At 58.4% G+C, this 22061-nt stretch carries 21 protein-coding genes and 10 pseudogenes; 18 read left to right on the forward strand and 13 right to left on the reverse strand.

The window, feature by feature from the left end:
* Window positions 1-676: 676 nt before the first annotated feature.
* On the reverse strand, window positions 677-2320 hold the full coding sequence (groL, locus tag NKI17_RS31250) for a chaperonin GroEL (RefSeq protein ID WP_352907321.1): 1644 nt from the start codon (window positions 2318-2320) through the stop codon (window positions 677-679).
* Window positions 2321-2391: 71 nt separating this feature from the next.
* Complete coding sequence (groES, locus tag NKI17_RS31255; RefSeq protein WP_352907323.1) at window positions 2392-2688, reverse strand: co-chaperone GroES; 297 nt, start codon at window positions 2686-2688, stop codon at window positions 2392-2394.
* A gap of 288 nt (window positions 2689-2976) precedes the next feature.
* Here groES and pmtA point away from each other — a divergent pair.
* A pseudogene (gene pmtA, locus NKI17_RS31260) lies at window positions 2977-3544 on the forward strand (phospholipid N-methyltransferase PmtA).
* Window positions 3545-3667: 123 nt separating this feature from the next.
* On the opposite strand, the gene NKI17_RS31265 reads toward pmtA, so the two are convergent.
* On the reverse strand, window positions 3668-4195 hold the full coding sequence (locus NKI17_RS31265) for a helix-turn-helix domain-containing protein (protein ID WP_352907324.1): 528 nt from the start codon (window positions 4193-4195) through the stop codon (window positions 3668-3670).
* Between the two features lie 117 nt (window positions 4196-4312).
* Here NKI17_RS31265 and NKI17_RS31270 point away from each other — a divergent pair, with 117 nt between their 5' ends.
* Together NKI17_RS31270 and NKI17_RS31275 are read left to right on the forward strand one after the other, a co-directional pair.
* Window positions 4313-4912: a hypothetical protein gene (locus NKI17_RS31270; RefSeq protein WP_352907325.1), complete on the forward strand. Its 600-nt coding sequence runs from the start codon at window positions 4313-4315 to the stop codon at window positions 4910-4912.
* A gap of 57 nt (window positions 4913-4969) precedes the next feature.
* A complete protein-coding gene (locus tag NKI17_RS31275) occupies window positions 4970-5311 on the forward strand; it encodes a hypothetical protein (protein ID WP_352907326.1) in 342 nt (113 codons plus the stop codon).
* A 445-nt stretch (window positions 5312-5756) separates the two neighbouring features.
* On the opposite strand, the gene NKI17_RS31280 is transcribed toward NKI17_RS31275, so the two are convergent.
* On the reverse strand, window positions 5757-6026 hold the full coding sequence (locus NKI17_RS31280) for a TIM barrel protein (RefSeq protein ID WP_352907328.1): 270 nt from the start codon (window positions 6024-6026) through the stop codon (window positions 5757-5759).
* 136 nt (window positions 6027-6162) lie between these two features.
* Entirely contained in the window at window positions 6163-6348 is a 186-nt protein-coding gene (locus NKI17_RS31285) for a hypothetical protein (RefSeq protein WP_352907329.1), read from the reverse strand.
* On the opposite strand from NKI17_RS31285, the gene NKI17_RS31290 reads away from it, so the two are divergent.
* The 8 genes and pseudogenes from NKI17_RS31290 to NKI17_RS31325 form a co-directional block, all read left to right on the forward strand.
* Window positions 6341-6655 carry a hypothetical protein gene (locus NKI17_RS31290; protein WP_352907330.1) on the forward strand — a complete coding sequence of 105 codons (315 nt, stop codon included), beginning with the start codon at window positions 6341-6343 and terminating at the stop codon, window positions 6653-6655. The genes NKI17_RS31285 and NKI17_RS31290 overlap by 8 nt on opposite strands.
* Complete coding sequence (locus NKI17_RS31295) at window positions 6547-6933, forward strand: hypothetical protein (RefSeq protein ID WP_352907360.1); 387 nt, start codon at window positions 6547-6549, stop codon at window positions 6931-6933. Before NKI17_RS31290 ends, NKI17_RS31295 begins: the two co-directional genes overlap by 109 nt.
* A 426-nt stretch (window positions 6934-7359) precedes the next feature.
* Window positions 7360-8247 (forward strand): YqcI/YcgG family protein, encoded by an 888-nt coding sequence (locus NKI17_RS31300; RefSeq protein WP_352907331.1) that lies wholly within the window; start codon window positions 7360-7362, stop codon window positions 8245-8247.
* A gap of 250 nt (window positions 8248-8497) precedes the next feature.
* Complete coding sequence (locus tag NKI17_RS31305; RefSeq protein WP_352907332.1) at window positions 8498-9751, forward strand: APC family permease; 1254 nt, start codon at window positions 8498-8500, stop codon at window positions 9749-9751.
* Window positions 9748-10830 carry a radical SAM protein gene (locus NKI17_RS31310; protein ID WP_352907333.1) on the forward strand — a complete coding sequence of 361 codons (1083 nt, stop codon included), beginning with the start codon at window positions 9748-9750 and terminating at the stop codon, window positions 10828-10830. Before NKI17_RS31305 ends, NKI17_RS31310 begins: the two co-directional genes overlap by 4 nt.
* Window positions 10831-11105: 275 nt before the next feature.
* Window positions 11106-11428: pseudogene (locus tag NKI17_RS31315) on the forward strand (IS6 family transposase); the annotation flags it as partial.
* Between the two features lie 91 nt (window positions 11429-11519).
* Window positions 11520-11768, forward strand: a pseudogene (locus NKI17_RS37145) (helix-turn-helix domain-containing protein); the annotation flags it as partial.
* An 87-nt stretch (window positions 11769-11855) separates the two neighbouring features.
* Window positions 11856-12309, forward strand: a pseudogene (locus NKI17_RS31325) (IS630 family transposase); the annotation flags it as partial.
* A gap of 237 nt (window positions 12310-12546) precedes the next feature.
* Here NKI17_RS31325 and NKI17_RS31330 read toward each other — a convergent pair.
* Entirely contained in the window at window positions 12547-13557 is a 1011-nt protein-coding gene (locus tag NKI17_RS31330) for an IS110 family RNA-guided transposase (RefSeq protein WP_023832783.1), read from the reverse strand.
* A 249-nt stretch (window positions 13558-13806) separates the two neighbouring features.
* Here NKI17_RS31330 and NKI17_RS31340 point away from each other — a divergent pair.
* A pseudogene (locus NKI17_RS31340) lies at window positions 13807-14175 on the forward strand (DDE-type integrase/transposase/recombinase); the annotation flags it as partial.
* A 170-nt stretch (window positions 14176-14345) separates the two neighbouring features.
* Here the strand turns inward: NKI17_RS31340 and NKI17_RS31345 are convergent.
* Window positions 14346-14591: a DUF982 domain-containing protein gene (locus NKI17_RS31345; RefSeq protein ID WP_352907335.1), complete on the reverse strand. Its 246-nt coding sequence runs from the start codon at window positions 14589-14591 to the stop codon at window positions 14346-14348.
* Window positions 14592-14683: 92 nt separating this feature from the next.
* A complete protein-coding gene (locus tag NKI17_RS31350) occupies window positions 14684-14926 on the reverse strand; it encodes a DUF982 domain-containing protein (RefSeq protein WP_352907336.1) in 243 nt (80 codons plus the stop codon).
* 888 nt (window positions 14927-15814) lie between these two features.
* Here NKI17_RS31350 and NKI17_RS31355 point away from each other — a divergent pair.
* Window positions 15815-16306, forward strand: a complete 492-nt coding sequence (locus NKI17_RS31355; RefSeq protein ID WP_352907337.1) for a hypothetical protein — start codon at window positions 15815-15817, stop codon at window positions 16304-16306.
* On the opposite strand, the gene NKI17_RS31360 is transcribed toward NKI17_RS31355, so the two are convergent.
* Complete coding sequence (locus NKI17_RS31360) at window positions 16284-16580, reverse strand: hypothetical protein (protein WP_352907338.1); 297 nt, start codon at window positions 16578-16580, stop codon at window positions 16284-16286. The genes NKI17_RS31355 and NKI17_RS31360 overlap by 23 nt on opposite strands.
* Before the next feature lie 764 nt (window positions 16581-17344).
* On the opposite strand from NKI17_RS31360, the gene NKI17_RS31365 reads away from it, so the two are divergent.
* Window positions 17345-17494 carry a hypothetical protein gene (locus tag NKI17_RS31365; protein WP_352907339.1) on the forward strand — a complete coding sequence of 50 codons (150 nt, stop codon included), beginning with the start codon at window positions 17345-17347 and terminating at the stop codon, window positions 17492-17494.
* Window positions 17495-17608: 114 nt separating this feature from the next.
* Window positions 17609-17800, forward strand: a complete 192-nt coding sequence (locus tag NKI17_RS31370; RefSeq protein WP_352594214.1) for a hypothetical protein — start codon at window positions 17609-17611, stop codon at window positions 17798-17800.
* Window positions 17801-18134: 334 nt separating this feature from the next.
* Here the strand turns inward: NKI17_RS31370 and NKI17_RS31375 are convergent.
* The 4 genes and pseudogenes from NKI17_RS31375 to NKI17_RS31390 form a co-directional block, all read right to left on the reverse strand.
* Window positions 18135-18307: pseudogene (locus NKI17_RS31375) on the reverse strand (IS481 family transposase); the annotation flags it as partial.
* A 51-nt stretch (window positions 18308-18358) separates the two neighbouring features.
* Window positions 18359-18622: a hypothetical protein gene (locus NKI17_RS31380; RefSeq protein ID WP_352907340.1), complete on the reverse strand. Its 264-nt coding sequence runs from the start codon at window positions 18620-18622 to the stop codon at window positions 18359-18361.
* Between the two features lie 70 nt (window positions 18623-18692).
* A pseudogene (locus NKI17_RS31385) lies at window positions 18693-19036 on the reverse strand (fumarate reductase/succinate dehydrogenase flavoprotein subunit); the annotation flags it as partial.
* Window positions 19028-20207: pseudogene (locus NKI17_RS31390) on the reverse strand (ISL3 family transposase); the annotation flags it as partial. The pseudogenes NKI17_RS31385 and NKI17_RS31390, both read right to left, overlap by 9 nt.
* 294 nt (window positions 20208-20501) lie before the next feature.
* On the opposite strand from NKI17_RS31390, the pseudogene NKI17_RS37150 reads away from it, so the two are divergent.
* The 3 genes and pseudogenes from NKI17_RS37150 to NKI17_RS31400 all read left to right on the forward strand — a co-directional run.
* Window positions 20502-20633: pseudogene (locus tag NKI17_RS37150) on the forward strand (ATP-grasp domain-containing protein); the annotation flags it as partial.
* A gap of 68 nt (window positions 20634-20701) precedes the next feature.
* A complete protein-coding gene (locus NKI17_RS31395; RefSeq protein WP_352907341.1) occupies window positions 20702-21088 on the forward strand; it encodes an ectoine synthase in 387 nt (128 codons plus the stop codon).
* A 142-nt stretch (window positions 21089-21230) separates the two neighbouring features.
* Window positions 21231-22058 (forward strand): annotated as a pseudogene (locus NKI17_RS31400) (IS5 family transposase); the annotation flags it as partial.
* Window positions 22059-22061: the final 3 nt, after the last annotated feature.

Consider the following 22061-nt stretch of genomic DNA (forward strand, 5'->3'; position numbering starts at 1 on the left):
TGGGACGCGGTCGGCGCGGTCCTCGACCTCTTCACGCCAGCCGAATGTGCCAACTACTTCAAAGCCGCAGGATATGAACCGGATTAAACAGGATGTGCTCTAGAACGACTGGATCATGGGGAAAGAAGGGAGGCGTCGCTCTGGACAACCAGATCCGGAAAGGCACCGCGACGCTCCAAGGGTAGAATGCTGGCCAAACCAAGTGTCCTATTCGCAAACCACACGGTACCGCTTGCCGGGCTCGCTGATGTTCTTGCAGACAAGCGGCTTGTGTGGCTCGGAAGAGGAGAGCGGCGGACTTGCGGCCCGCCAAACGACTCTCTTTGATGTCTTTTGACTTGCCGAACGGCGCGGTTCGAGTCTCTCCGGCGCCTGTGGCGCAACCGGAAACACGCTGGCTTCGATCCGCGGCTGCTGCAGGCGTGGCGGCTCTTTGTCAAAGAATCGCCTGGCATCAAGCGATCTCGGAATAATCACCGTACCATCATCGCTGTGCGCGCAGCCGCTGCCCAACAGTAAGGCCCGCCCCAGGAAAAAAGGCAGAATCCGTTCAAACATAAGCATACCCTTGGCGGGCGTATACCCCGGCTTGCGGGTCGCCGACAACCGTCGCAAGGGCACGAAGAAAGGGCGGCATTGCTTGCCGCCCTTTCGAAATTGTCGAGATGCGTGGACCTTAAAAGCCCATGCCACCCATGCCGCCCATGCCGCCAGGCATGCCGCCGCCGCCAGCCGACTCCTTCTTCGGAGCCTCCGCGATCATGGCTTCGGTGGTGACGAGCAGGCCGGCGACCGAGGCCGCGTCCTGGAGAGCGGTACGAACGACCTTGACCGGATCGACGATGCCCATGGCGATCATGTCGCCATACTCGCCGGTCTGGGCGTTGTAGCCGTAGGTCGCACCCTTGTTATCAAGGATCTTGCCGGCAACGATCGAAGCTTCCGCACCGGCGTTGGCCGCGATCTGGCGGGCCGGAGCCTGCAGCGCACGACGAACGATGTTGATGCCGGCGGCCTGGTCGGCGTTGACGCCGGTGGCCTTGATGTTGGCCGAAGCACGCAGCAGGGCGACGCCGCCGCCTGCAACGATGCCTTCTTCGACGGCCGCGCGGGTCGCGTTGAGGGCGTCATCGACGCGGTCCTTCTTTTCCTTGACTTCGACTTCCGTCGCACCGCCGACGCGGATCACCGCAACGCCGCCCGCGAGCTTCGCGAGACGTTCCTGCAGCTTCTCCTTGTCGTAATCCGAAGTGGTCTCTTCGATCTGCTGCTTGATCTGGGCAACGCGGCCCTGGATCTCGGCCTTCTTGCCGGCGCCGTCGACGATGGTGGTGTTCTCCTTGGAGATCGACACCTTCTTGGCGCGGCCGAGCATGTTGAGGCCGACGTTCTCGAGCTTGATGCCGAGGTCTTCGGAGATGACCTGGCCACCGGTGAGGATGGCGATGTCTTCCAGCATGGCCTTGCGGCGATCACCGAAGCCCGGCGCCTTGACGGCAGCGATCTTCAGGCCGCCACGCAGCTTGTTGACGACCAGCGTGGCCAGAGCCTCGCCTTCGACGTCTTCCGAGATGATGAGCAGCGGCTTCGAGGTCTGCACGACGGCTTCGAGAACCGGCAGCATCGCCTGGAGGTTGGAGAGCTTCTTCTCGTGCAGGAGGATGTAGACGTCCTCGAGCTCGGCAACCATCTTGTCGGCGTTGGTGACGAAGTAGGGCGAGAGGTAGCCGCGGTCGAACTGCATGCCTTCGACGACTTCGAGTTCGGTCTCGGCGGTCTTGGCTTCCTCAACCGTGATGACGCCTTCGTTGCCGACCTTCTGCATCGCTTCCGCGATCATCTTGCCGACCGACTCGTCGCCATTGGCAGAGATCGTGCCGACCTGGGCAACTTCCTCGGAGGTCTTGATCTTCTTGGCAGCCTTGCCGAGCGCTCCGACGACTTCGGTCACGGCCAGGTCGATGCCGCGCTTCAGGTCCATCGGGTTCATGCCGGCGGCAACGGCCTTGTGGCCTTCCTGGACGATCGACTGCGCCAGAACGGTCGCCGTCGTGGTGCCGTCGCCGGCGATGTCGTTGGTCTTCGAAGCAACTTCGCGGACCATCTGCGCGCCCATGTTCTCGAACTTGTCTTCAAGCTCGATTTCCTTGGCGACGGTGACGCCGTCCTTGGTGATGCGCGGCGCGCCGAACGACTTGTCGATGACGACGTTGCGGCCCTTGGGGCCGAGCGTGACCTTCACCGCGTCGGCGAGGATGTTGACGCCGCGCAGCATGCGCTCGCGGGCATCACGAGAAAATTTTACGTCTTTGGCAGCCATTTTTAGCTCCTGGCAGGGGCTTTGATTGAGCCCGGGGATTCAGGGGATTCAGTTGACGGAAAGGCCGATATTCAGCCGATGATGCCCATGATGTCGGATTCCTTCATGATCAGAAGGTCTTCGCCATTGAGCTTGACTTCGGTGCCCGACCACTTGCCGAACAGGATGCGGTTGCCAGTCTTGACATCCAGGGGGACCAGCTTGCCAGCTTCGTCACGGGCGCCCGAGCCAACAGCAATGATCTCGCCTTCCTGCGGCTTTTCCTTTGCCGTGTCCGGGATGATGATCCCGCCGGCGGTCTTGGATTCGGATTCGACGCGGCGAACGACCACGCGGTCATGCAGCGGCCGGAAATTCGACTTTGCCATTTTTGGATTGTCCCTGGTGCGGAGGTTGAACGGTTGCCCGTTGCCGGAGCGTCGTTAGCACTCGACAGTGGCGAGTGCTAACGTGGCGGTGAGATAGTCTGTAAGCTCATACTAGTCAAGACGGAAGAGGGACGGGCGAAGAGCAAAAATCGCGTGGCTCTGCGAGCGCAAGACGCCCTCGCTGTTCGTGACTGCCTGTGACGGGCCTTAACACGCAAGCAAGTTGTAACGGGCTTGCAAAATTCGCAGACAACGCGCTTCGCTAAATGGCCGGAGCACGGAGAGAACATGGTTTTCCGACTGAAGGAGCGGCTCGGCAAAAGGTTTGAGGAAGAAGTCCAATTCTTCAAAGGCTGGCAGAAGGACAAGAAGGGCGTGGGGGCCCTCATCCCCACTTCGATTCATGCGGCGCGCCGGATGGCAAGCGTGGTCAACCCGCGGTCCGGAATGCCGGTCCTGGAGCTTGGCGCGGGAACCGGCGTCATCACCAAGGCAATCCTGGAGAGGGGCATCAATCCGCATCAGTTGGTGTCGGTCGAATACTCCAGGAATTTCTACAACGGCCTGGTGCAACGCTTCCCGGACGTGGACTTCAGATTGGGCAACGCATTTGCGTGAACAGTTCGATTGTGTCGTCAGTGCAGTCCCGCTGTTGAGCTTTCCTATGGAACAGCGCGTTGCCCTGGTTGAGGATCTGCTTGCCCGCATTCCTGCCGGACGGCCGGTGATTCAGATCACCTATGGGCCTCTGTCGCCGGTGATCAAGATGCCCGACCGCTACGTGGTTTCCCACTATGACTTCGTCGTCCGCAACATACCGCCGGCGCAGCTCTGGACCTATCGACGAGCAGTCTAGCCAAATCCGGCACCCGAAGGGCCGACTGCGCTGAGGTGTATGCAATCAGGCCCCATGTGAAATTGCCATCAGTGCGCTTTCATGTTTGCTGGGTCTATGCTGGATCGGCTCTCGAATAGAAGCCTACTTCTCCACTTTATCGAAAAAAGCTAGAACAGTGGTTGGCGGGATCTTTTCGGAAAAGAGGAAGGTCGCTGGGTTCAGTTTCAACGCCTTGGCGATCGCGGCAATCGTATCCACGCTGATGTTGCCGCTCGCGCGTTCCAGTTTCGTGAATGTCGCCTCCGCCACGCCGATGAGTTCGGCCATCTCATAGCGGTGCAAAGTACGTCGTTGTCGCTCAAAATCGATGATGCGCGCCAGCCGCTTGCGGATCGCATTGTCGTCCAACCGATGCGCCCATTCCGGAACTTTCTTACCGCCGGCGAGCAGTTCTGCAAAAGACACTTGCAAGCCATTTGCCATGATCTGCAGCGTCGTCAATGTGACATTATTTTTCTGACGCACAGTCTGAATGTAGGTTCGATAGGCCAGTTTTTCGCCCTCGGCGGTCCGAAACAGTTCGGCCATGTGCATATGGGATAGGCCGCGTCTGGCTCTCTCCCGCTCAAGCGTCAGGGCAATGTTGGCGCGCAACGGGTTGTTGACCACGCCTCCGTCGTCTCGTTTCATAAATCGATGTAGTCGCACAAACCTGCCTTTTCGACCTGTCCTTTTTCGCACGGATCGTCCATAGTAAATTATCAAAATCCGCAGCGAGGAAAGGCTATGACCATAATCAAATTCCTTTTAGTGAGTGCCGCCGCCGTTGCGGCCGCCGCAGCTCTTCCATCCCAATCAAAAGCATCGGAGTGGGGCTGTCAGGTCCTCCTATGTCTGTCCGGTGACTGGCAAGGTACGCCCTCGTGCCACCCGCCAATTTACAAGTTGATTTCGGAGATGGAAGCTCCGGGTTTTAACTGGCCGACCTGTGCGCAAGCCAACTCCAGCGTCGCGAAATTCGAGAAGTATGAGGATTGTCCGTCTGGCTGGCAAGCAGTTGGCGCCAACTCCGACCGGCCCGGAATGGAGCAAGGACGAAACATCTGCCGCATCGCGGCCGATAGGCTCTCCTTGCCCGTCGTTATCAAAAACAGCGGCCTCGGCGGGCAGCATGGCGACGGATCACGACAGGTCCAAATCGAAATCGACGGTAAGGTGGTGGCGGCAAAAATCCAGACCACGGACAACGACAAAGGGCATTCCCTAGGCAATGGCCCCACATACTACACCATCTCTCGGCCGATGCGCGGAAAGCCCTGGTTTATCGAGTATGACGATGCGAACGGCGTGCGCCAGAAAAGCTGGTTCGATCTCAACATCCCATAAGCCAGGCGATTACGCAGGTCCAGGCACTATAAGGGTCACAATTCAGGGAGGTTTGTAGTGTTCAAGGCGCTTCTCCTGTCCACGGTGATTATGAACACAGGCGCAGTATTGACGGCGGCTGGTCAGAGCGCCAGGCCGCGATCAAGCGTGGACAATCCTATGTGGCCCGCTTCACTGAAATGGGACTGCAAGACCGCTGCCAAAATCGTATGCGAGCGTGATGGCAGTTGCTCAGTGGCTGAGGACCACACTGGATTTGTGCTGAACTACGGCAGCAACGAAGCTGAGTTCGCGGCCAGCAATGTCAGGATCAAACGCCACTATCAACAGACCGTGCAGGCAAGCCCTTTACAGCAGGAGTTAAAGTCGAACTGGCCGACAATCGCGTCCTTTGGCTGACGGCCGTGGATGCCAGCCGCACTTATTCCGAAGCGTGGGTCGCGCACTGAGCGAGTTGAAGGGTGGCGCGGTACTGATGGAATCCGAAGGGGTCTATTGCATGCCGCACAGGTGAGTGCGCGGAGAGGGCCAGGCGAGCGAAGGCTGATGGTTTGACCCGGGACGCCGACCGCGTTTCGGAAGCGTTCAGAGTCTTCCGTCCAGTCTTATCGGGCGGTGAGGTGATGGTAAGTAATATCGATCCGTCCTATGGAGACTTAGAGTAGGAGTGGCGGCCACAACACTTGGCATAATTCCTCTGGGTGACGATCGAATGCCTGAAGCACGAGCCATACATACTTTGCATAGCGGAGAAATATTAATTATAACTGTGAAAGTCGCGTAATACATATTATGGAACTGAGTATCGTAGCGGCCATTTAGTAAGAGTTGCCGCTTCAGATTGTTAGCGGAGAAAATCTCGAGGACCGGTATAGCCGGCGCCTTCGACACTCGCGCGGATCGCCTTGAGATCGGCAACACCGTCGCCCATCATGCCGCGGTCCAGCAGCACGTCGCGCGTGTCGGCAAGCCAATCGCAAAGGTGATAGCCGAAAATCCTGTCCATGCCGGCGCGCTGCAACCGGGTGTCAAGGTCGCGGTCCCACCAGACATCGACGGCAGCGCCCAGATTCGGCGCATCGACCGCCCCGCAGATATCAACAGCGTCACGCACAGTCGTGAGGCAGGAGCGGTTCCCGGCCTAGACGGGATTGAGAGGTTCCAGCGCTAGCTTGACATTGCGGTCCGCCGCATAGAGTGCGAGGTCGGCAACACGTTCAGCGACAATCTTCAAGCTGGACGCCCTCGCCTCATCGAGAACCGCTGTCTTCGGTACCGACAAGGAACGGTGTGCGGCAAAGCCCGGCGACGGAAAGGCCTGCCGAGCGCACCCGCTCGCCAATCTCGTTCGCCCCCGCACCGACTTCGCGGCGCCAGAAGACGATCGAGCCGAAACCACGGGCAGCACACGCATCGATCACCGGCGACATGATCATCGTGCGCTATGCCGATGATGTAATCGTCGGTTTCGAGCGCGAGGACGACGCCCGTCGTTTCCTTGGTGAGATGCGCGCGAGGCTTGAGGAGTTTGCGCTGTCGCTCCATCCGGACAAGACCCGCCTGATTGAGTTTGGTCGCACGCGGCGGCCAACCGCAAGCAGCGTGGGCTCGGCAAACCGGAGACCTTTGCGTTCTTGGGGTTTACGCTCATCTGCGGAAAATCGCGTCAACGGCACTTCCAGCTTCAAAGGAAGACCCGCGGCCGCATGCGGGCGAGACTCAAGGACATCAAGGTGGAATTAGCGGCGGCGCATGCACTGGTCGATCCCCAAGCAGCGGAAGTGGCTGAGCAGACCGTTGGGGGGCACTTCGCATACTTCGCGGTTCCAACAAATATCCGGGCGCTCACAGCGTTCAGGTATCATGTGATCGACCTTTGGCGGCGTACCCTCCAGCGACGCAGCCAGCAGGACGGCGCTACGTGGGAATGGATCGCGCAGTTAGCCAACGACTACCTTCCCAAGCCTTGCAACCTTCATCCATGGCCGAGTGTTCGCTTCGCCGTCAAACACCCGAGGTAGGAGCCACGTGCGGGAAAGCCGCCCGCGTGGATCTGTGCCGGGGGCGCTCAGTAATGAGGGTCCCTACCGCGAAACTCTCATCCTGATCGGGTTCTTCCGCATACTCATTGTCGGATCCTCGACGATGTAGGACATGAGACACAGCGTTCTATGAGTGATCGTATTGTTTTGACACGATATTCTCGTTCGGTACGATGCATGCAGGGCTATCCCCAAACGCGCTGAGGCACGGACTGAGGAGACATCAACCATGACCAGGCCCGCCCAACATGCGGTCTACCCGCGAAAACTGAGCTTTCCGAGCCGACGGAAGATATTGCGCATTACAGTGGCACATCCGGCGTCTCTCAACTAGCAGGTGTTTTCAGGCCCCGGCTTTGATTTGTCGTTTTGCCGGATTGAGCCGCGCGGAGAGACAGCCACCGTGTGGGCGCAGCTCTCGGCGCGAAGGCGGTGACGGCGATAGCACGGCTCGCGGGCAATCGGATACATGCACGCCGCATTGCACAAATCCGTCTGCGCAACGAACTCCAACAACGGATTGCCAAATCGAATTGGGAGAAAGACATGCTGATCAACCAAGGAGAACTTGCCAACCTCACGGCTGAATTCTGGTGGGGCCACGCAGCGATTTCGCACGTTCTGTCGAAGTTCGAAGCCGAGACAGAAACCCGCCCTAGATTTCCCTGTATTTTCGGGCAGAACGCGGTCAAACGAGGCAATTTACGCTTCCTCCTCATTCCATACAAATTCGAGACTTCACAATATGACCTTAGTGTTTTGGCTTCTGGGCTACGCACCTACATCGCACACACTAATATTCGCTCCATCGACCTCAACCACCATTGCCCACTACTAGTGCTTTTTGAGCCAATAACCACTCTTACAGCCACAGATCATTTCAAGAAGGTATTCATAGAAGCGATGCAGTTTCTACTGGATGAGGATCACGGAACTTGGCCTGCGCACGTATCCAAGGATCCTGCGCATCATACTTGGACGATGTGCTTTGACGGCTGTGAACTTTTCGTGAATGTAAGTCATCCAGGGCATGTTCTTCGTAAAAGTAGAAACCTAGGCCCCGGGCTGGCATTCGTTATAAATCCGCGCAAGATCTTCGACATAGCTGCTCCCGCTGATCGCAAAGGCAGAGCCATAACAGCAACGATCAGGCGCAACATCGACATCTACGACGATGTCGCACACAGCCCGTTGCTGGGATCTTACCTTCTCGGCGAAACGCAGTGGCCGCAATACATGATCCCCGACAACAATGAGGAGGCCCCACTCGAGTGCCCTCTGCACTTCAAATGATTGACAGTACACCAGAGGATTCGCCATCCGCTCCGCCTATATTGCGACGGTCATCTGTAGTGCCGAGTTATACCTGAAGCTGTGCCGCGTCGTGTCTGGACGGTGAGCAGAACCAACAGCTTGAAAGTGAGAGTCCGGCGGCGATGCCCGTACTACATACTCGTGAATGAGATCACTCGTCCCGGTAGGTGGGCGATGCACGTATCTGTGTGACTACTACAGCGAGCTAGGTTACCTTTCCGAGGGTATTATGAAAGATATTATCGATAACGAACTCACGGGACATTTGGGACTCGCCTCAGGGACTTTGCTTATAGTTACAGTGATCCTTGGATCCGGCATTCTTGTGCTCCCAGGACTAGTGTTCGCAAAAATCGGCGGGGACGGAATCTACGCATGGGCTGCTTGCTCGTTGCTCTCTGCGCCGATCCTCGCCACGATGGTTATCTTAGGCAGTGCATATCCGAGTGCCGGCGGTGTTGCGTACTACGCTAAGCTTGCTTTTGGCCAATACCTTGAACTGCTCGTGTCAATGCTCTTTCTTGGAGCAGTAATTTTGGGCTTGCCATCTATCGCGATTGTGGGTTCGGCCTACCTACAAATGCTAACTTGGCCCGGTGTTGATGTTCATCTGGTTGCGGCGCTACTTATTTTGCTTGCTAGCTTTTTCGCCCTGTCCGCTGGTGAGACATTCCGCAGTGGCGTGAAGCTGGTGGGCGGTTGGTCCTTATCGCTTTTGATAGGCGCTCTCATTGTGCTAATCGTGCTGGCAGTACGGGCCAACGGTGTCCGCTTCGGTCGACCCTCAGATTTCCCGTCGATTGCGAACCAGATTCCGCTGATCTTCTTCTCCTTCACCGGTTGGGAGATCGCGTCCCATTTGTCCGCGGATTTTAGGAATCCTAAGAGGGATTTTGGCCGAGCAATGGTCTTTGCCTTTATTCTGATCTGCGCCGTCTACGTCGGCAGCGCGGCGCTCGTGCATATCGCTGATATTAAGTCGAACTTCAATGTGCCAATATTCCAGGCTGCGGCGCAAATCGCACCTTCCGCTCCACATTGGCTGGTTCCCGTGCTTGGCGCATCACTGGTCGCTGCCAATCTCTTCGGGTCAGTTGTGGCCGTCTCACGGCTGGTATTCTACCTCTCCAGACGACACTTCCTTCCCGCCAGTCTCGGTTGCCTGCACAATGGTGCGCCTCGCAACAGTGTCTATTGCGTGGCTGCAGCCCTGATCATAGTCGTCGCCTGTGACCAGATTGGGCTGCTCAATATCGAATTGATGTTCAGCTTGGCCGGAATGAACTTTCTTGCCATTTACGTCGTTTCGGCGGTTGCACTGGTCCGACTCAGGCAAGGATTGGTTTCGAGGCTACTCGCTGCTGTGATTGTCATTCCCGCTGTGCTGATCATACTCGGCGCCGGAGTCTCTCTCCCTTATATTGCATCTATCGCCCTCATTGCCATTTTTTTGAACCGCAACAATCGAGCGGAACTAACATGAACCAGTCCTCTATCAATGAGGCGTTCAAGACCATCTCTATCAAGCAGGGACTGCTGCCCGTGAAGGTCACGCCATTCTATGAAATGAAAATCAGGGAAGAAGTTGAGGCGCTAGGCAATCATCTGGGGCCGCTTCATCGAGCGTCCTTTCCAACGCAGGACAAAATTTCATTGAGGGCTCCCAATGAGGTGAACGACTTCGTCGATGACCGATCAAATGCGCTCGGCGATACGAACAAAACGTCCATGATCAGAAAATACGCCGACCGCATCCTTTTCCTACCCACCTCGAAGTGCTTTGGGCATTGCCAGTATTGTTTTCGAACAGACGTGCTTACAGAGAACAATGCCGTTGACCCACGAAATGGACAGAATGCAGATCTGCGCCAGCTGCTCGAATATCTACGCACCCACCCAGATGTCACGGAGGTGATCCTATCAGGCGGAGATCCGTTGATCCTGCCAACATCCCGGCTGGAGATAATCATGGAGGGGATTCGCTCGGTTCCATCGGTAAAGTCAATCCGTATTCATACAAGAGCTATTGTGTATCAACCGGATGCGTTCACACCAGAGAAAACTGAAATCTTTGCGACGCACAATGTCCGCGTTGTTTTTCACATTGTGCATCCGTATGAAATCTGCACAGATGTATCTGAAAAAATCGAAGAGCTTCGACGGCGCGGAATCAGGCTCTACAATCAATTTCCGTTGTTGCGCAACACAAATGATCATCATTTAGTTCTCAGTCGACTCCTGGAGAGGCTTGATGAGATTGGCGTACGCAACCTATCAATCTTCATCCCAGATCCCATCAACTTCTCTGCAGCATTCCGCGTGCGTTTGGGTCGCGTCTGGCAGATCGCTGATCATCTTAACTTCATTTCACCATCATGGATCAATTCGACACGATTTGTGTTCGACTCCAAAGGCGGAAAAATGAGGCGAGAAAACTATGTTGCGACGAATAGCAGCAATGATGTCGCCATCTTCGTCCGCGACGGCAAGCCCATTTCCTTTCCCGATTTTCCGGAGCATCTTGATGTCCCCGGCAAGATCGAATTCATGCTCTGGAAATAAAAGTGGTTGTAGGGCTGAAGGGTACGACATGGCCTGCTGCCGCTTTGGTAGACGCTGAGGCGAAGGTGTTTGACGGAGCGGCGAGATGCCGCGCGATGCGACGTCGATCGCATCATTCGGCCAACTGATGCTTCGATAGTCGCGACGAGAAAGCGGGCAGTTGGCCAGCCTTCCTTGTCGGCCTGTTCGGCGAACCGCGGCAACATGAGCGGTCGCAAACCTTTCGGTAAGCGGAGCATGGCATGGAACGCTCGTCAGCTATGGAGGAGCACGTGATATTCAAGGGCCGTCATTTCGACCGGCGGTGATCTTGCTATGCGTGCGCTGGTACTTGGTCTACAATCTGAGCCTGCGCGATCTGGAAGAGATGATGGCCGAACGCGGCTTGAAGGTCGACCACTCCGCCGTGCATCGCTGGGTCGCCCGCCTCTCGCCGCAGCTGCTGGAGCGCTTCAACCGGCGCAAGCGTGCGGTCGGCAGCAAGTGGCATATGGACGAGACGTACATCAAGGTCCGCGGCCAATGGATGTATCTCTACCGCGCCATCGACAGCCTCAGCGACACGGTCGAGTTCTTCTTCAGCGAAAACCGTGACCTAGAGCATAATCTGACCTGATGGAATCGCGAGGGATTCCCATCGGGGAGAATATCTGATTCATCATGTCGGCTGGGTATGGAGGCCAGCAGGCATGGTTAGAGCCATATCGGAGGATTTGCGTTCGCGAGTGATCGCAGCGGTTGAGAGTGGCCTGTCGCGGCGGGCTGCGGCGGATCGTTTCGGTGTTGCCGCGGCAAGCGCGGTCCGCTGGGTCCGCGAATGGCGAGAGAGCGGCGCGACGCGGGCAAAGCCCCAAGGCGGAGACAAGCGCTCCCAGCGGATCGAAGCCTACCGGGATACGATCCTAGCGGTGATCGAAGGTCAGGACGACATCACACTGGTCGAGTTGGCTGAATTTCTCAGGGCGGAGCATGCGGTCGTGTTCGCGCCGAGCACGATCTGGCGCTTTCTCGACCGTCACTCGATGACCTTCAAAAAAAACAGCGCACGCCAGCGAGCAGGATCGGCCCGACGTGCTCGCGCGGCGACGCGCCTGGTTCAAGGCCCAGCCTGATCTCGATCCCGAACGGTTGGTCTTTATCGACGAGACCGGCGCATCGACGAAGATGGCTCGCCTGCGTGGACGGGCAAAGCGGGGCATGCGGTGCCGATCTCCGATCCCGCACGGGCACTGGAAAACGACTACTTTTACAGGCGCATTGCGCCTGACGGGCATGACTGCGCCGATGGTCCTCGACGGACCGATGACGGGTGAATGGTTCGCCGCTTATGCCGAGCATGTATTGGCGCCTACGCTTCGAGTTGGTGACATCGTCATCCTCGACAACCTGCCCGCTCACAAAGTCGCCGCCGCCCGCCAAGCGATCGAAGCGGCCGGCGCGCGAATGCTCTTCCTACCGCCTTACAGCCCCGACTTTAATGGCTCCTGCGGGTCAAGGGTATCGGATCGGGTTTGGTGAACAGGTCGGTTGCGGCCATGTATACGGCGTCTGAATGTGCAACGGGATCGCTGCGCGCCCTGATGAATATCCGCTTGGAGAACAGGTCCCACTCAATCGAGCGCGCTCGAGGCGCTTCGGATTAATCGGGGTGTCCTGGTTCTTCGTCTCCGTTTGTTCGCCATCACCTCACTTTGCCCTGACCATTCCGAGAGCCTGTCAGGCTGACTGCGGCTCGTAACGCGATCCGTCCCTCAGGACGGCGAATATTGTTCGTGCCATGCGATGCGCCAAAGCGACGGCGACGATCTTCGTCTTCTTTCGCATCAGCATGCCCGATAGCCAGTCCGAGCTCGGCTCGCGCTTGAGTCTGCATCTGAGCATGATCTGCGCCATGGCGCCCAGATACAGCAAGCGTCGGATATAACGATTGCCCATCTTCGAGATCCGGCCCACCCTCTGCTTGCCTCCGGTGGAGTGCGGCTTGGGAGTGAGGCCGAGCCAGGCGGCATAGTCCCTTGCGCTGCCGAAATTGTCGACATCCGGCGTCGTCGCCGCGATGATCGTCGCCGACAGCATCCCCACACCTGGGATTGTGGCTAGACGCTGGCTTGTCTCGCTTTGCGCGTAGGTCTCTTCGAGCTCGTCGGTCAGCCGCTCGATCCGCTTGTCCGTCTCGGCCAACTGATCGAAGAGCAAACTCACAGGCATTCGAGCTACTTCCGGCAGTTGATCCAGTTGATCCTTCAGTCGATTGACGTTCTGCGCGCCCTTCGCCGCGATGACGCCGAACTCCGTCATGTGGGCCCGGATCGCGTTGCCGATCTGCGTGCGCTGGCGAACCAGAAAGTCTCGCGTGCGGTGAAGAACCAGAACCGACGAGCAGGCTTCGCTCTTGATGGCGACAAACCGCATGGAGGGGCGTGTCACGGCTTCACAGATGGCGGCCGCATCCGCAGCATCCGTCTTCCCGCGCTTCACGTAAGGCTTCACATAGGAGGGCGGCATCAGCCGGACGTCGTGCCCCATCTCCAGAAGCCTGCGCCCCCAATCGTGAGAACCTGCGCAAGCCTCCATGCCGATCAGGCATCGTGGACGCTTCTGGAAAAACACCAGCAACTGGCTGCGGCGAAGCTGACGGCGTACGAGAACCCGACCGTTCCCATCGACACCATGGATCTGGAAGACACTCTTTGCGAGGTCGATGCCAACTGTGGCAAGTTCTGACATGGATGGCTCCTTTGCTCGGGACGACAACATCCCAACTATGGCGCAATGCGACGCCGGGAGCAGGAGCCATCCACACCATCAATCGAGAATGCCTTCTCCAAGCTGAAGTCGATCCTCAGGAAAGCCGCCGCACGCAACATCCCCGAGCTTTGGGACGCAATCCGCGACGCCTTGCCACGCTTCACCGCCGAGGAGTGCTCAAACTACTTCTGCGCCGCAGGATACGAGCCTGAGTGATCAGATTCTGCTCTAGTGGCGGCCAAACGCTTGCTCGGTAAGGCGCTGGCGCGCCATGGCCAGCCGGAGCGCGTCGTCATCGATGGCAGCCAGACCAATCACGAGGCGATCCTTTCCTGCAACGCTGAAAGCCGCCTGCGGCACCGATCGCGGCGTGAAGCCGATCATCATCCGCAAAAGCCGGTATCTCAACAATGGGATCGAACGGGATCACAGGCGTATCAAGCGCCGCATTCGATCCATGCTCGGCTTCAAGGCGCAGGCGAGCGCCGTGGCCTCTCCGGCATCGAGATGATCCATATGATGCGCAAGCGACAGGCGAGGTATGCCTACAATCCCCGTCCGTCGATCGTCGAGCAGTTCGATATCCTCGCTGCCTGACGGACAGGCCGAAATGGCCGTTCACTATCCCATTCCCAAGTTTGCGACAGAACCACGACGCGCTCTGGCCAAACGCAACTGCTCGTCCCATGCCGCGGTCTGATGGGTCATATCCGACGGCGTATCAGGCAGCGAGAGGCCGAAGAGATGACCCTGTGCCAGAGTTCGGTTTAATCGCCACGCAGTATCTTTGGTTCGAGTGCCGCGACGAAAGCGCGTCGAGCAACTGGCGACCGAGCTATCCCTTGCAGCACTCGCAGACATACGTCCATTGCTATCCTACTCTTCTCGGTCTGACGACCAATATCCCGCAGCAAGATAGCGGCGGCGTCATTGACGTCGAGCACGATACGCTCGGAGCCATGGCGGCCAACCTGCACAATGATTGGCCTTTCGAACCTGCTCAAGACGGCCATCTCCCCCTTGACAGCCAGTCTCCGGCGACAGGCCGCATGCTAAACCGAATGTTACTGCCGCGCGTCATCCTAGTCGCATCGGCGAATAGGATTTAGACTTTTGCGGTGCCTGCTTTGCAGGCTGCAATCCACTGCATCGCAGAGGTCGCATCTTCCAATATGCCAACCTGCTTTGCAAAGTCGTAAAGCGCGTTGCGCGCCGCACCTACAGGCTTGGGCCCATCGTAGGCCTCATGGCACGTCCGAAGGGCAGTTTCGTGGGCACGATCTCTGCGATCTTGCGGCCATTCATTGAGAAGATCGATGGCCTCGGCAAGACTCGCAATCTCTTGCACGATGTAGGTGGAGCGCTTGACGAAAATGGGCTGCTGAAAGCCTCGGCCTTCATTTTTTCCTCGACCTGCTGAACCGCCAGTTCACGTGAGACGGGGCCGCATCGACCCCGCCGATCGTCGCACAATGTGTTGTCGGCGCGATGACGCTTCAAGAGGAAAATGCGGGCGTGATGCCATCGGCCATTGGCCGAAGCATCTCAAGGCGCTCTGCATGGTCAAGCGGCGGCCGGTTCTCTCCGCTTTGTTCGGCATGCTCTCCAATTAGAACGGCAAGTTGACACCCCAGGCGAGGGAAGCTCGAAACCTCGCCTACGTCATTGACGAGCTCAGCCCGGTCAATGATGCAGATTGCATAGAAGAAACTCCGCCCAGTTCGCCGACACAAAACGCCTGCGGTATGCGCACTGTGCCCGCGCCTGGGAATGGATTGAACGAGCCCTGGAATGCTACCAGGCACCCTCGCCCTGTGATCGAAGTCACGCATGGAGAGGCGGATGCGGGAAACGCGCACGTCGGGTTCGCGGCGGAGATGAAGAAACTGCCTCGGTAATAAGCCAAGGCGCTTTATCCGTATTCAAGCCAGGCTAAGCGCCGGGGGCTGCGGCAGCGGGTGCGTCAGGAATGCGTGCCCGAAGGGGGAAGACGACCGCAGGCCGGCTTCAGCGAAGCCCGCAGCCCGGCCCGCAGGGAGACGCACACCTGATCTCGTCCGGCGTCGATCGGCGAGGCAACGACAAGCCAGGCGCGGCATGTGCCCTTTCCATCCGTCGAGAACCACTGCGGTCGCCTCGATCCCAGACCCCACCGCGGCGGGTCTTGATCGGGATTGCGATAGCGATGCCAAGAAATGGAGAGTGGCATTTTAATTCATGAATGGAGATTGCATGAATGGAGATTGAAGAACGAAAATACCCAGGTGAGCTGGCCTCCCCGCTGCAGGTCCACGAGCTTGCGGAAGAGTACCGCAAGGCGGCAACCATGCTGCTTCGGCTCGGCCGGCCAGGCAAACCACTCACTCGAGCGCCCTTCAGATTGTCGTCGATCCATGCGATCGAACTCTATCTGACCGCGCTTTTGCTTCACCGTGGGCACAGCCCCAATCAGATCCGCAAAATGCAGCACGATCTGTCGGCGCGCACGGGGCTCGCCTTGGAAGCGGGGCTGCGCCTTCGCGCAAAAACCGCCCAGCATCTTCACTCCCTCAGCCAGAACCGGGAATATCTCGTGACCCGTTATGGCCCGGAACTGGCTGCAACCGCCTCGCAGATAAGCCGGCTTACCGCCACCCTGGACGAGGTGGCGGCAAAGGTAACCATATTGATCGGCTTGTCCTCAACTATGCCGCAGCCGGTCGGCCTTACGCCGGAGATTTCGCCTTGATGCGCGCGATGATGTCCGGATCTGAGACGAAGTCATCGAGGAAGTCGTTCCACTTTTCGGCCGAACGGCGAGCATGGGCAAGCATCTGTGTTAGCTCGTCAATGCCGTCGTCGGTGAGAGCGGTTATCGCCTCCTCCGTACCGTCATGGACACTGATGATACTGCCATAGCTGAGATTGTCATCGTTGCTGACGATCGCCTGAAGGAGCTCGAGATCCTCCCCGATCATTTGCGAAACGTGGTCGATAGTGAAGACGTGGGTTATTGTCGCCATCAAGCGGCCTCGGCGTAGGTCACGGTGACTGGTATCCAATTCCAGGGAAGAGTTTCGTCAAGGTCGATGCGAGGTCAAAGGTGTGCAGCCGTCTTCTGCCTGTGCGCCACGGCTCTCGAGCGTCTATATAACGTCACCAAACGGTGCTCCAGCGGTGCCGCTTTCCTGCGCATTTGTTCATTGTTGGCACCCCGGGCACTCAACCGTGTTGCTAAAACAGCCCACCTGCTCCGTCCAGCAAGACAGCATTGCCCACCGGAACGCTCCCATGCGCGCACTGAAAGGCGATGCCGGCGCCAAGGCAGCTCAGGCAGTCGGAGTCAGTCATGCCGAGGCGCCATTCCTTTTCCTCGCAAGTCGCTCGAGCCGCACGCGCTCTTTTCGCTCTGGAGTCCAGTAGGTTGGGTCGCGGTTGGCTCGATCGGGGGTCGGCGTCTTTCCATTTAGCTATAGGCTAAGAAAAGCTCCTTAGATCCCGCAGTCAGGAGTCCACCAATCGGTCGAGATGGCTGCGAACCGTGTTGCGGGCGGGATTGGGTGCTCCGACGGATCGATACCCAATACCTGCGCCATTTCTCTTCGATGGCATTATCGCCCCCCCGTATAGCCAAGTGGTGTGGACAAACCTGATCCACACGACCTAGCGCGATTTGGAGCCAACCGGCCTGGGACCTGGCGGCCGCTTCTGGCTCTACGCCGCAAAATCGGGCCGGTTCCGCGCGTCTGCATCGAATGACGCCGGTCAGAGGTTGTCTCGGAACGGGGTGCTCGGCATTTACGATCGGACCGAGCGCCAGCGAGTGATCGTCGGCGGGCTCGACGGCGGCATCATGTCAGGGGACTTCGGCTTCCAGCCGCGCGAGGAATGCCGAGACCTCGGCGTCGATGTCGACCGGTTCAGTCACCGTGGGTGACGTCCTGGCTAATCCCCCGATCATCTCCGATTTAATTCAAATTTGTCTGTAGATATTGACGATTGCGCGACCTTCACCTCGTAGACGGCAATGCGGGCGGGTAGAGAGGGTCCTATGACAAGCGATTTTTCCGCCGCTCGAGTGCATTTAGATCGAGCGTATGACTACCTTTGTGGCGATGACCCGATGAGTCGAAGGGGACGCGAAGCCTTGGACCTGCTAATTGAGGCGGTTGCCGTCGAAGAGTTCAAGCAGCCACGCCAAAATGCGGAGGTGCTAAGGTTTCCGATTGGGCGCCGCTTCTGAGGCAATCTCCACGGCCGCCATGTAGCCTCAGGTGAGGCGCTCACCGGACGGTTGCGCCGCCACTATGAACCATGGTGAGCAAATCCTCCCAGAACGCCAAGAAGCCCGCCCCGCATGAGCCGAGGCGGGCAATAGAAAATCGGGGTCCAAGCGCGCATCCATGAAACGGCGCCGCAGGTAAAATTCAGCAGAATGTCCTTGGCGCAACGTCACTCCGAACCGGAGAAATTGACCGATGCCGTGGATTCGATTGCGATCGCCTGTCTGCCTGGAGGCGTAACGGGGGTCGGTTGAATGGCGCTTGTATCTTGGCGTGGTGCCGGCGCCGTTGGCGCGTATAGGCCTTGTCCTGACATTGCTTGAGGCCGAGATCGCGGAAAGCCCTTGGCGAAGGCTTCCGATCTGTAGCAGGACGTTCTTGGTCATGACGCGCGCTATCGCGACGCCGAGGCTGGCGTAGTAGGCGACCGCCCTGAGGAAGGCGATGGCGCTCTCCTTTTTCTCGTCGTAGCGGTGGTGTTTGCGGTGAACAATTCGCCAGCGCGCATGCGCAGGACCTCAGGCAAAATCAACGTTCGACGCTTCAGGTGCGTAGAGCACGGCCATTGACGATCCCACATCTGCGAACTGCGGCTTAGCAGCGAGGGATCGCCTCGGGAGGAGGTCAAGGACCAATGTGGCAGGAACAGTAGCGGCGCGGCTTTTCCCGGCTCTGACCTGCCAGCCGATATGCGCCATGAGAGCATCCCGGGATGATGGATCAGCGATTTCACCGAGCGCCACCGCGGACTCCTTGCGCAGCGAGGCCATGTCGCTCGTCAACAGCTCGGAAATCCGCCGTACCGCCGATTGCGCTTGAGCTTGCCAAGCGCATTCAGGCATTTTTGCCGTTGCGCAGAAGCGTATGGCAGAACCACTTGTCGTCATCCTTTTCGGGATAACCGACGCGGTTGTGATAGAGCCCCCAGCGGCTCTCCGTCCGCTCTCCGTCCGGAAGAGCGAGGCATGGGCCGCCATGTAGGCGCAGTCGAGAATGGACGACACTTCGAGCGAACGCATCAGTTCATGTGCGTCGCGTGCGACAAGGGCGGTCTCGAGATCATCCCTGATCTCCGCAAGCCGCGCCTGGCCGATGTGCATCCTGGCCGTCACCTTGGGCGGCTGCAGATAGTCGTTGACCAGCCGCCGGGCCTTGTATTCCAGCTGGTTGGGCGGGATGCCGTCCTCGGAGGGCGTGCGGACAAGCGCGCTTTGATCGGCCTTTTCGGCCAGCCGTCGGCGCCGTGCCCCATTCAGAGACGACGCCGATCTGGCCGCGGAAGCCCTTCTCGCGCATTTCGCGCCAGAGCGCCGATGCATTGTGCGCGCCTTGCCCCCAACGGCTGTCCAGCCAGGGGAGCCATTCCTCGAGCGAGCTTTGTCGGACGCGGAACACATCGGAGCGCTGGCCGCGCAGGACGCTACGGACGAGCTTGCGGCTATGCCCGGTACGCTTGACGATCTGCTTGATCGGAAAGCCCTGTTTCGACAATTCCAGAATGGCCTCGTTAGTTTCTTGCCGGCGCTGATATCCCTCATACTGTAGCCGTTCGGCATAGGTGAGAAGCCTCGGATCTATGATGGTGCTGCCGACGGCCTTTCGAATCTGCCGCATGGATTTGCTAACCACATCGAGAAAGGCTCGGCTGGCGTTTTCCATCAGGTGCCAGCGGTCGGACACCTGATCGGCATGCGGCAATGCCTTAGCGATCGCCTCGCCATACCCACCACCTCGGTCACGCGCGACGGTCGTGATGGACGGATGGCCCATGAGCCATGCCTGCGATGTCGCCTGCTCGCGATCAGGCAGCAATGTCACCGGCCTGCGGCGTTCGAGATCGCAGACAATCGTCCCGTATCGCTGACCGCGCCGGAATGCAAAGTCGTCAATGCCGATGATGGCGAGCTCATCACGTGGCTGTTCAGTCCTGCGGCGCACGACACGCAACAGGGTATCGTTGCTCACCGGCATCATGAGGCGATCGGCAAAGGCCGCAGCCGGCCTGCCGCCAAGCGCGAGCCCCAAGTGATGAACGATCGTCTCAAGACGTCCGGTCCTTCGCGATAACGGAGCCAAAATATCGGCGCCAAACCGCTCGGCAAAAATGCGGCGGCGGCAAAGAACGGCGTCGCACCAGAAACGGCGAACCGTTACCCGCAGGAAAACCCGCCGACCGGCGATCGGCAAATCGGCGGCTTGTCGCTGATATCGGCTCTGGGTCCGGAGTGAACTGGTCCCGCAGCACGGGCACGTTGCCGAAAGCGCCATAGCGCGCACGTCAAGAAATACGCAATCCGTGTCGATCTCCGCATGCTCGACGACGAAGCCCGCCGGCGCCAGTTTCGTCGACCCAGATCTCCGTTCCATCGCGCTGATTCCCCCTCGGAAAAATCGCGACTTCAGCCTTCACATACAGCGAGATTGAGTCTCGCCCCCGTTTGGACGAAAAATCACCCCTCAAACAGGGTCCTCATTCCATGAAAAATCACAGTCAAAGCGACTGCAACAGATCCTTCAAGTAAAGTTATAGAATCTTTGCGACCGCGGATCGCTGACAATGGTACGTTCACCACAAGGTCTGACGTTGGGCACGACTGAAAGAGCTTTTGCCGATGTACGCTCGGACCGCCGCACAATACGCAATGTCAGAGTCAACGGCCAATGGCGAGAAGAGCGCTCATCCTGCTTGAAGGTTCAAAGTATAATGGTCCGCTATACGTCCAGGCGGCCCGGCGTCTTCATCCAATTACCCTGTCGGCTGATCCAGCTCACTACGACTATCTTGCGGCGGAAGGGACCTGCCGCGAGCGATCTGAACTCGCACTGCCGCTATTGTCAAATCTTCTTATACGGAGAACACCATGTTCGTGCGCCACCTGCAAGATGTTGAAGCCACCGACCACTTCGTTGAGTGGGGCAGTGGTACCAGCCACCGTCTGCTGACGGAAAAGGACGGAATGGGCTTTACCGTCTGTCACACGGTAGTGCGCGCCAACACCATCTCACTGCTCCAATATCGCAACCATCTGGAGGCCTGCTATTGTATTGCTGGGGAGGGCGAAGTCGAGGACATGGACGGCAATGTCTTTCCAATTCGCAAAGGCGACATCTATGTGCTCGACAAGCATGACAAGCATTATTTACGCGGGGGCCGGGACAAGGACCTGGTTCTCGTCAGCATCTTTAATCCGCCGCTTAAGGGCACCGAGCGCCACAACCTCAATGACGGCTCAGGTTCGGCCTATTGAAGACGGAGGAAAACCGCGGGTTTTGTGAGGACCCGGTCCAAAACTTAGCCGGTGAGGCTGTTTAGCAGGCTGTTGAAAAAGTGGCTCGCAGCGAGGCTATGAGCGTGATTCAATGTCTCCGAAGAGATTCGGAGAACGAGGCATGCGCGGCGGGGACGACCGGTCTGGCGAACTGTTCAGTTATGTTGATCTCGAGGCTCGGGTGCGGCGCGATCATCCGTTGCGCCGCATTCGGGCGATTGTGAACGAGGCGCTGGCGGCGTTGGAGCGGGACTTCGCGGCGCTGTATTCGCCGATGGGGCGGCCTTCGACCCCGCCGGAAAAGCTGCTGCGAGCGATGCTGCTACAGGCGTTCTATTCGATCCGCTCGGAGCGGCTGTTGATGGAGCGGCTGGAATACGACCTTCTGTTCCGCTGGTTCGTCGGGATTGGCGTTGACGATGCGGCCTGGGACCATTCTGTGTTCTCCAAGAACCGCGACCGGCTGCTGGAGGGCGACATCGCCGCAAAGTTCCTGAGCGCGGTGCTGGTGCAGCCCAAGGTCAAGAGGCTTCTCTCGACGGATCACTTCTCGGTCGACGGAACGCTGATCGAGGCCTGGGCGTCGATGAAGAGCGTCAAACCGAAGGACGGCTCGGGCGAGCCGCCGGCTGAAGGGGGCGGGCGAAACGCGGAAGCGGACTTCCATGGCCACAAGCGCTCGAACGACACACATGCCTCGACCACCGATCCGGATGCCCGGCTCTATCGCAAGGGCAAAGGCAAGGAGGCCAAGCTGTGCTTTATGGGACATGGCTTGATGGAGAACCGCCACGGCCTGCTGGTCGACGCCTGCCTGACACTGGCCGACGGACATGCTGAGCGGGTGGCCGCACTGCACATGATCGAACCTCGCGCGGAACGGCCACAGGCGATCACGCTCGGTGCCGACAAGGCCTACGACACTGAAGACTTTGTCAATGAGCTGCGCAAC

It is taken from the genome of Mesorhizobium sp. M0816 (assembly GCF_040320005.1).
Classification (GTDB): domain Bacteria; phylum Pseudomonadota; class Alphaproteobacteria; order Rhizobiales; family Rhizobiaceae; genus Mesorhizobium.

Coding starts and splice junctions, on each gene's coding strand:
- groL (WP_352907321.1), bottom strand. CDS start 2,320: ATGGCTGCCAAAGACGTAAAATTTTCTCGTGATGCCCGCGAGCGCATG.
- groES (WP_352907323.1), bottom strand. CDS start 2,688: ATGGCAAAGTCGAATTTCCGGCCGCTGCATGACCGCGTGGTCGTTCGC.
- NKI17_RS31270 (WP_352907325.1), top strand. CDS start 4,313: ATGACCATAATCAAATTCCTTTTAGTGAGTGCCGCCGCCGTTGCGGCC.
- NKI17_RS31290 (WP_352907330.1), top strand. CDS start 6,341: ATGATCATCGTGCGCTATGCCGATGATGTAATCGTCGGTTTCGAGCGC.
- NKI17_RS31285 (WP_352907329.1), bottom strand. CDS start 6,348: ATGATCATGTCGCCGGTGATCGATGCGTGTGCTGCCCGTGGTTTCGGC.
- NKI17_RS31305 (WP_352907332.1), top strand. CDS start 8,498: ATGAAAGATATTATCGATAACGAACTCACGGGACATTTGGGACTCGCC.
- NKI17_RS31310 (WP_352907333.1), top strand. CDS start 9,748: ATGAACCAGTCCTCTATCAATGAGGCGTTCAAGACCATCTCTATCAAG.
- NKI17_RS31330 (WP_023832783.1), bottom strand. CDS start 13,557: ATGTCAGAACTTGCCACAGTTGGCATCGACCTCGCAAAGAGTGTCTTC.
- NKI17_RS31345 (WP_352907335.1), bottom strand. CDS start 14,591: ATGGCCGTCTTGAGCAGGTTCGAAAGGCCAATCATTGTGCAGGTTGGC.
- NKI17_RS31355 (WP_352907337.1), top strand. CDS start 15,815: ATGGAGATTGAAGAACGAAAATACCCAGGTGAGCTGGCCTCCCCGCTG.
- NKI17_RS31360 (WP_352907338.1), bottom strand. CDS start 16,580: ATGGCGACAATAACCCACGTCTTCACTATCGACCACGTTTCGCAAATG.
- NKI17_RS31370 (WP_352594214.1), top strand. CDS start 17,609: ATGACAAGCGATTTTTCCGCCGCTCGAGTGCATTTAGATCGAGCGTAT.
- NKI17_RS31395 (WP_352907341.1), top strand. CDS start 20,702: ATGTTCGTGCGCCACCTGCAAGATGTTGAAGCCACCGACCACTTCGTT.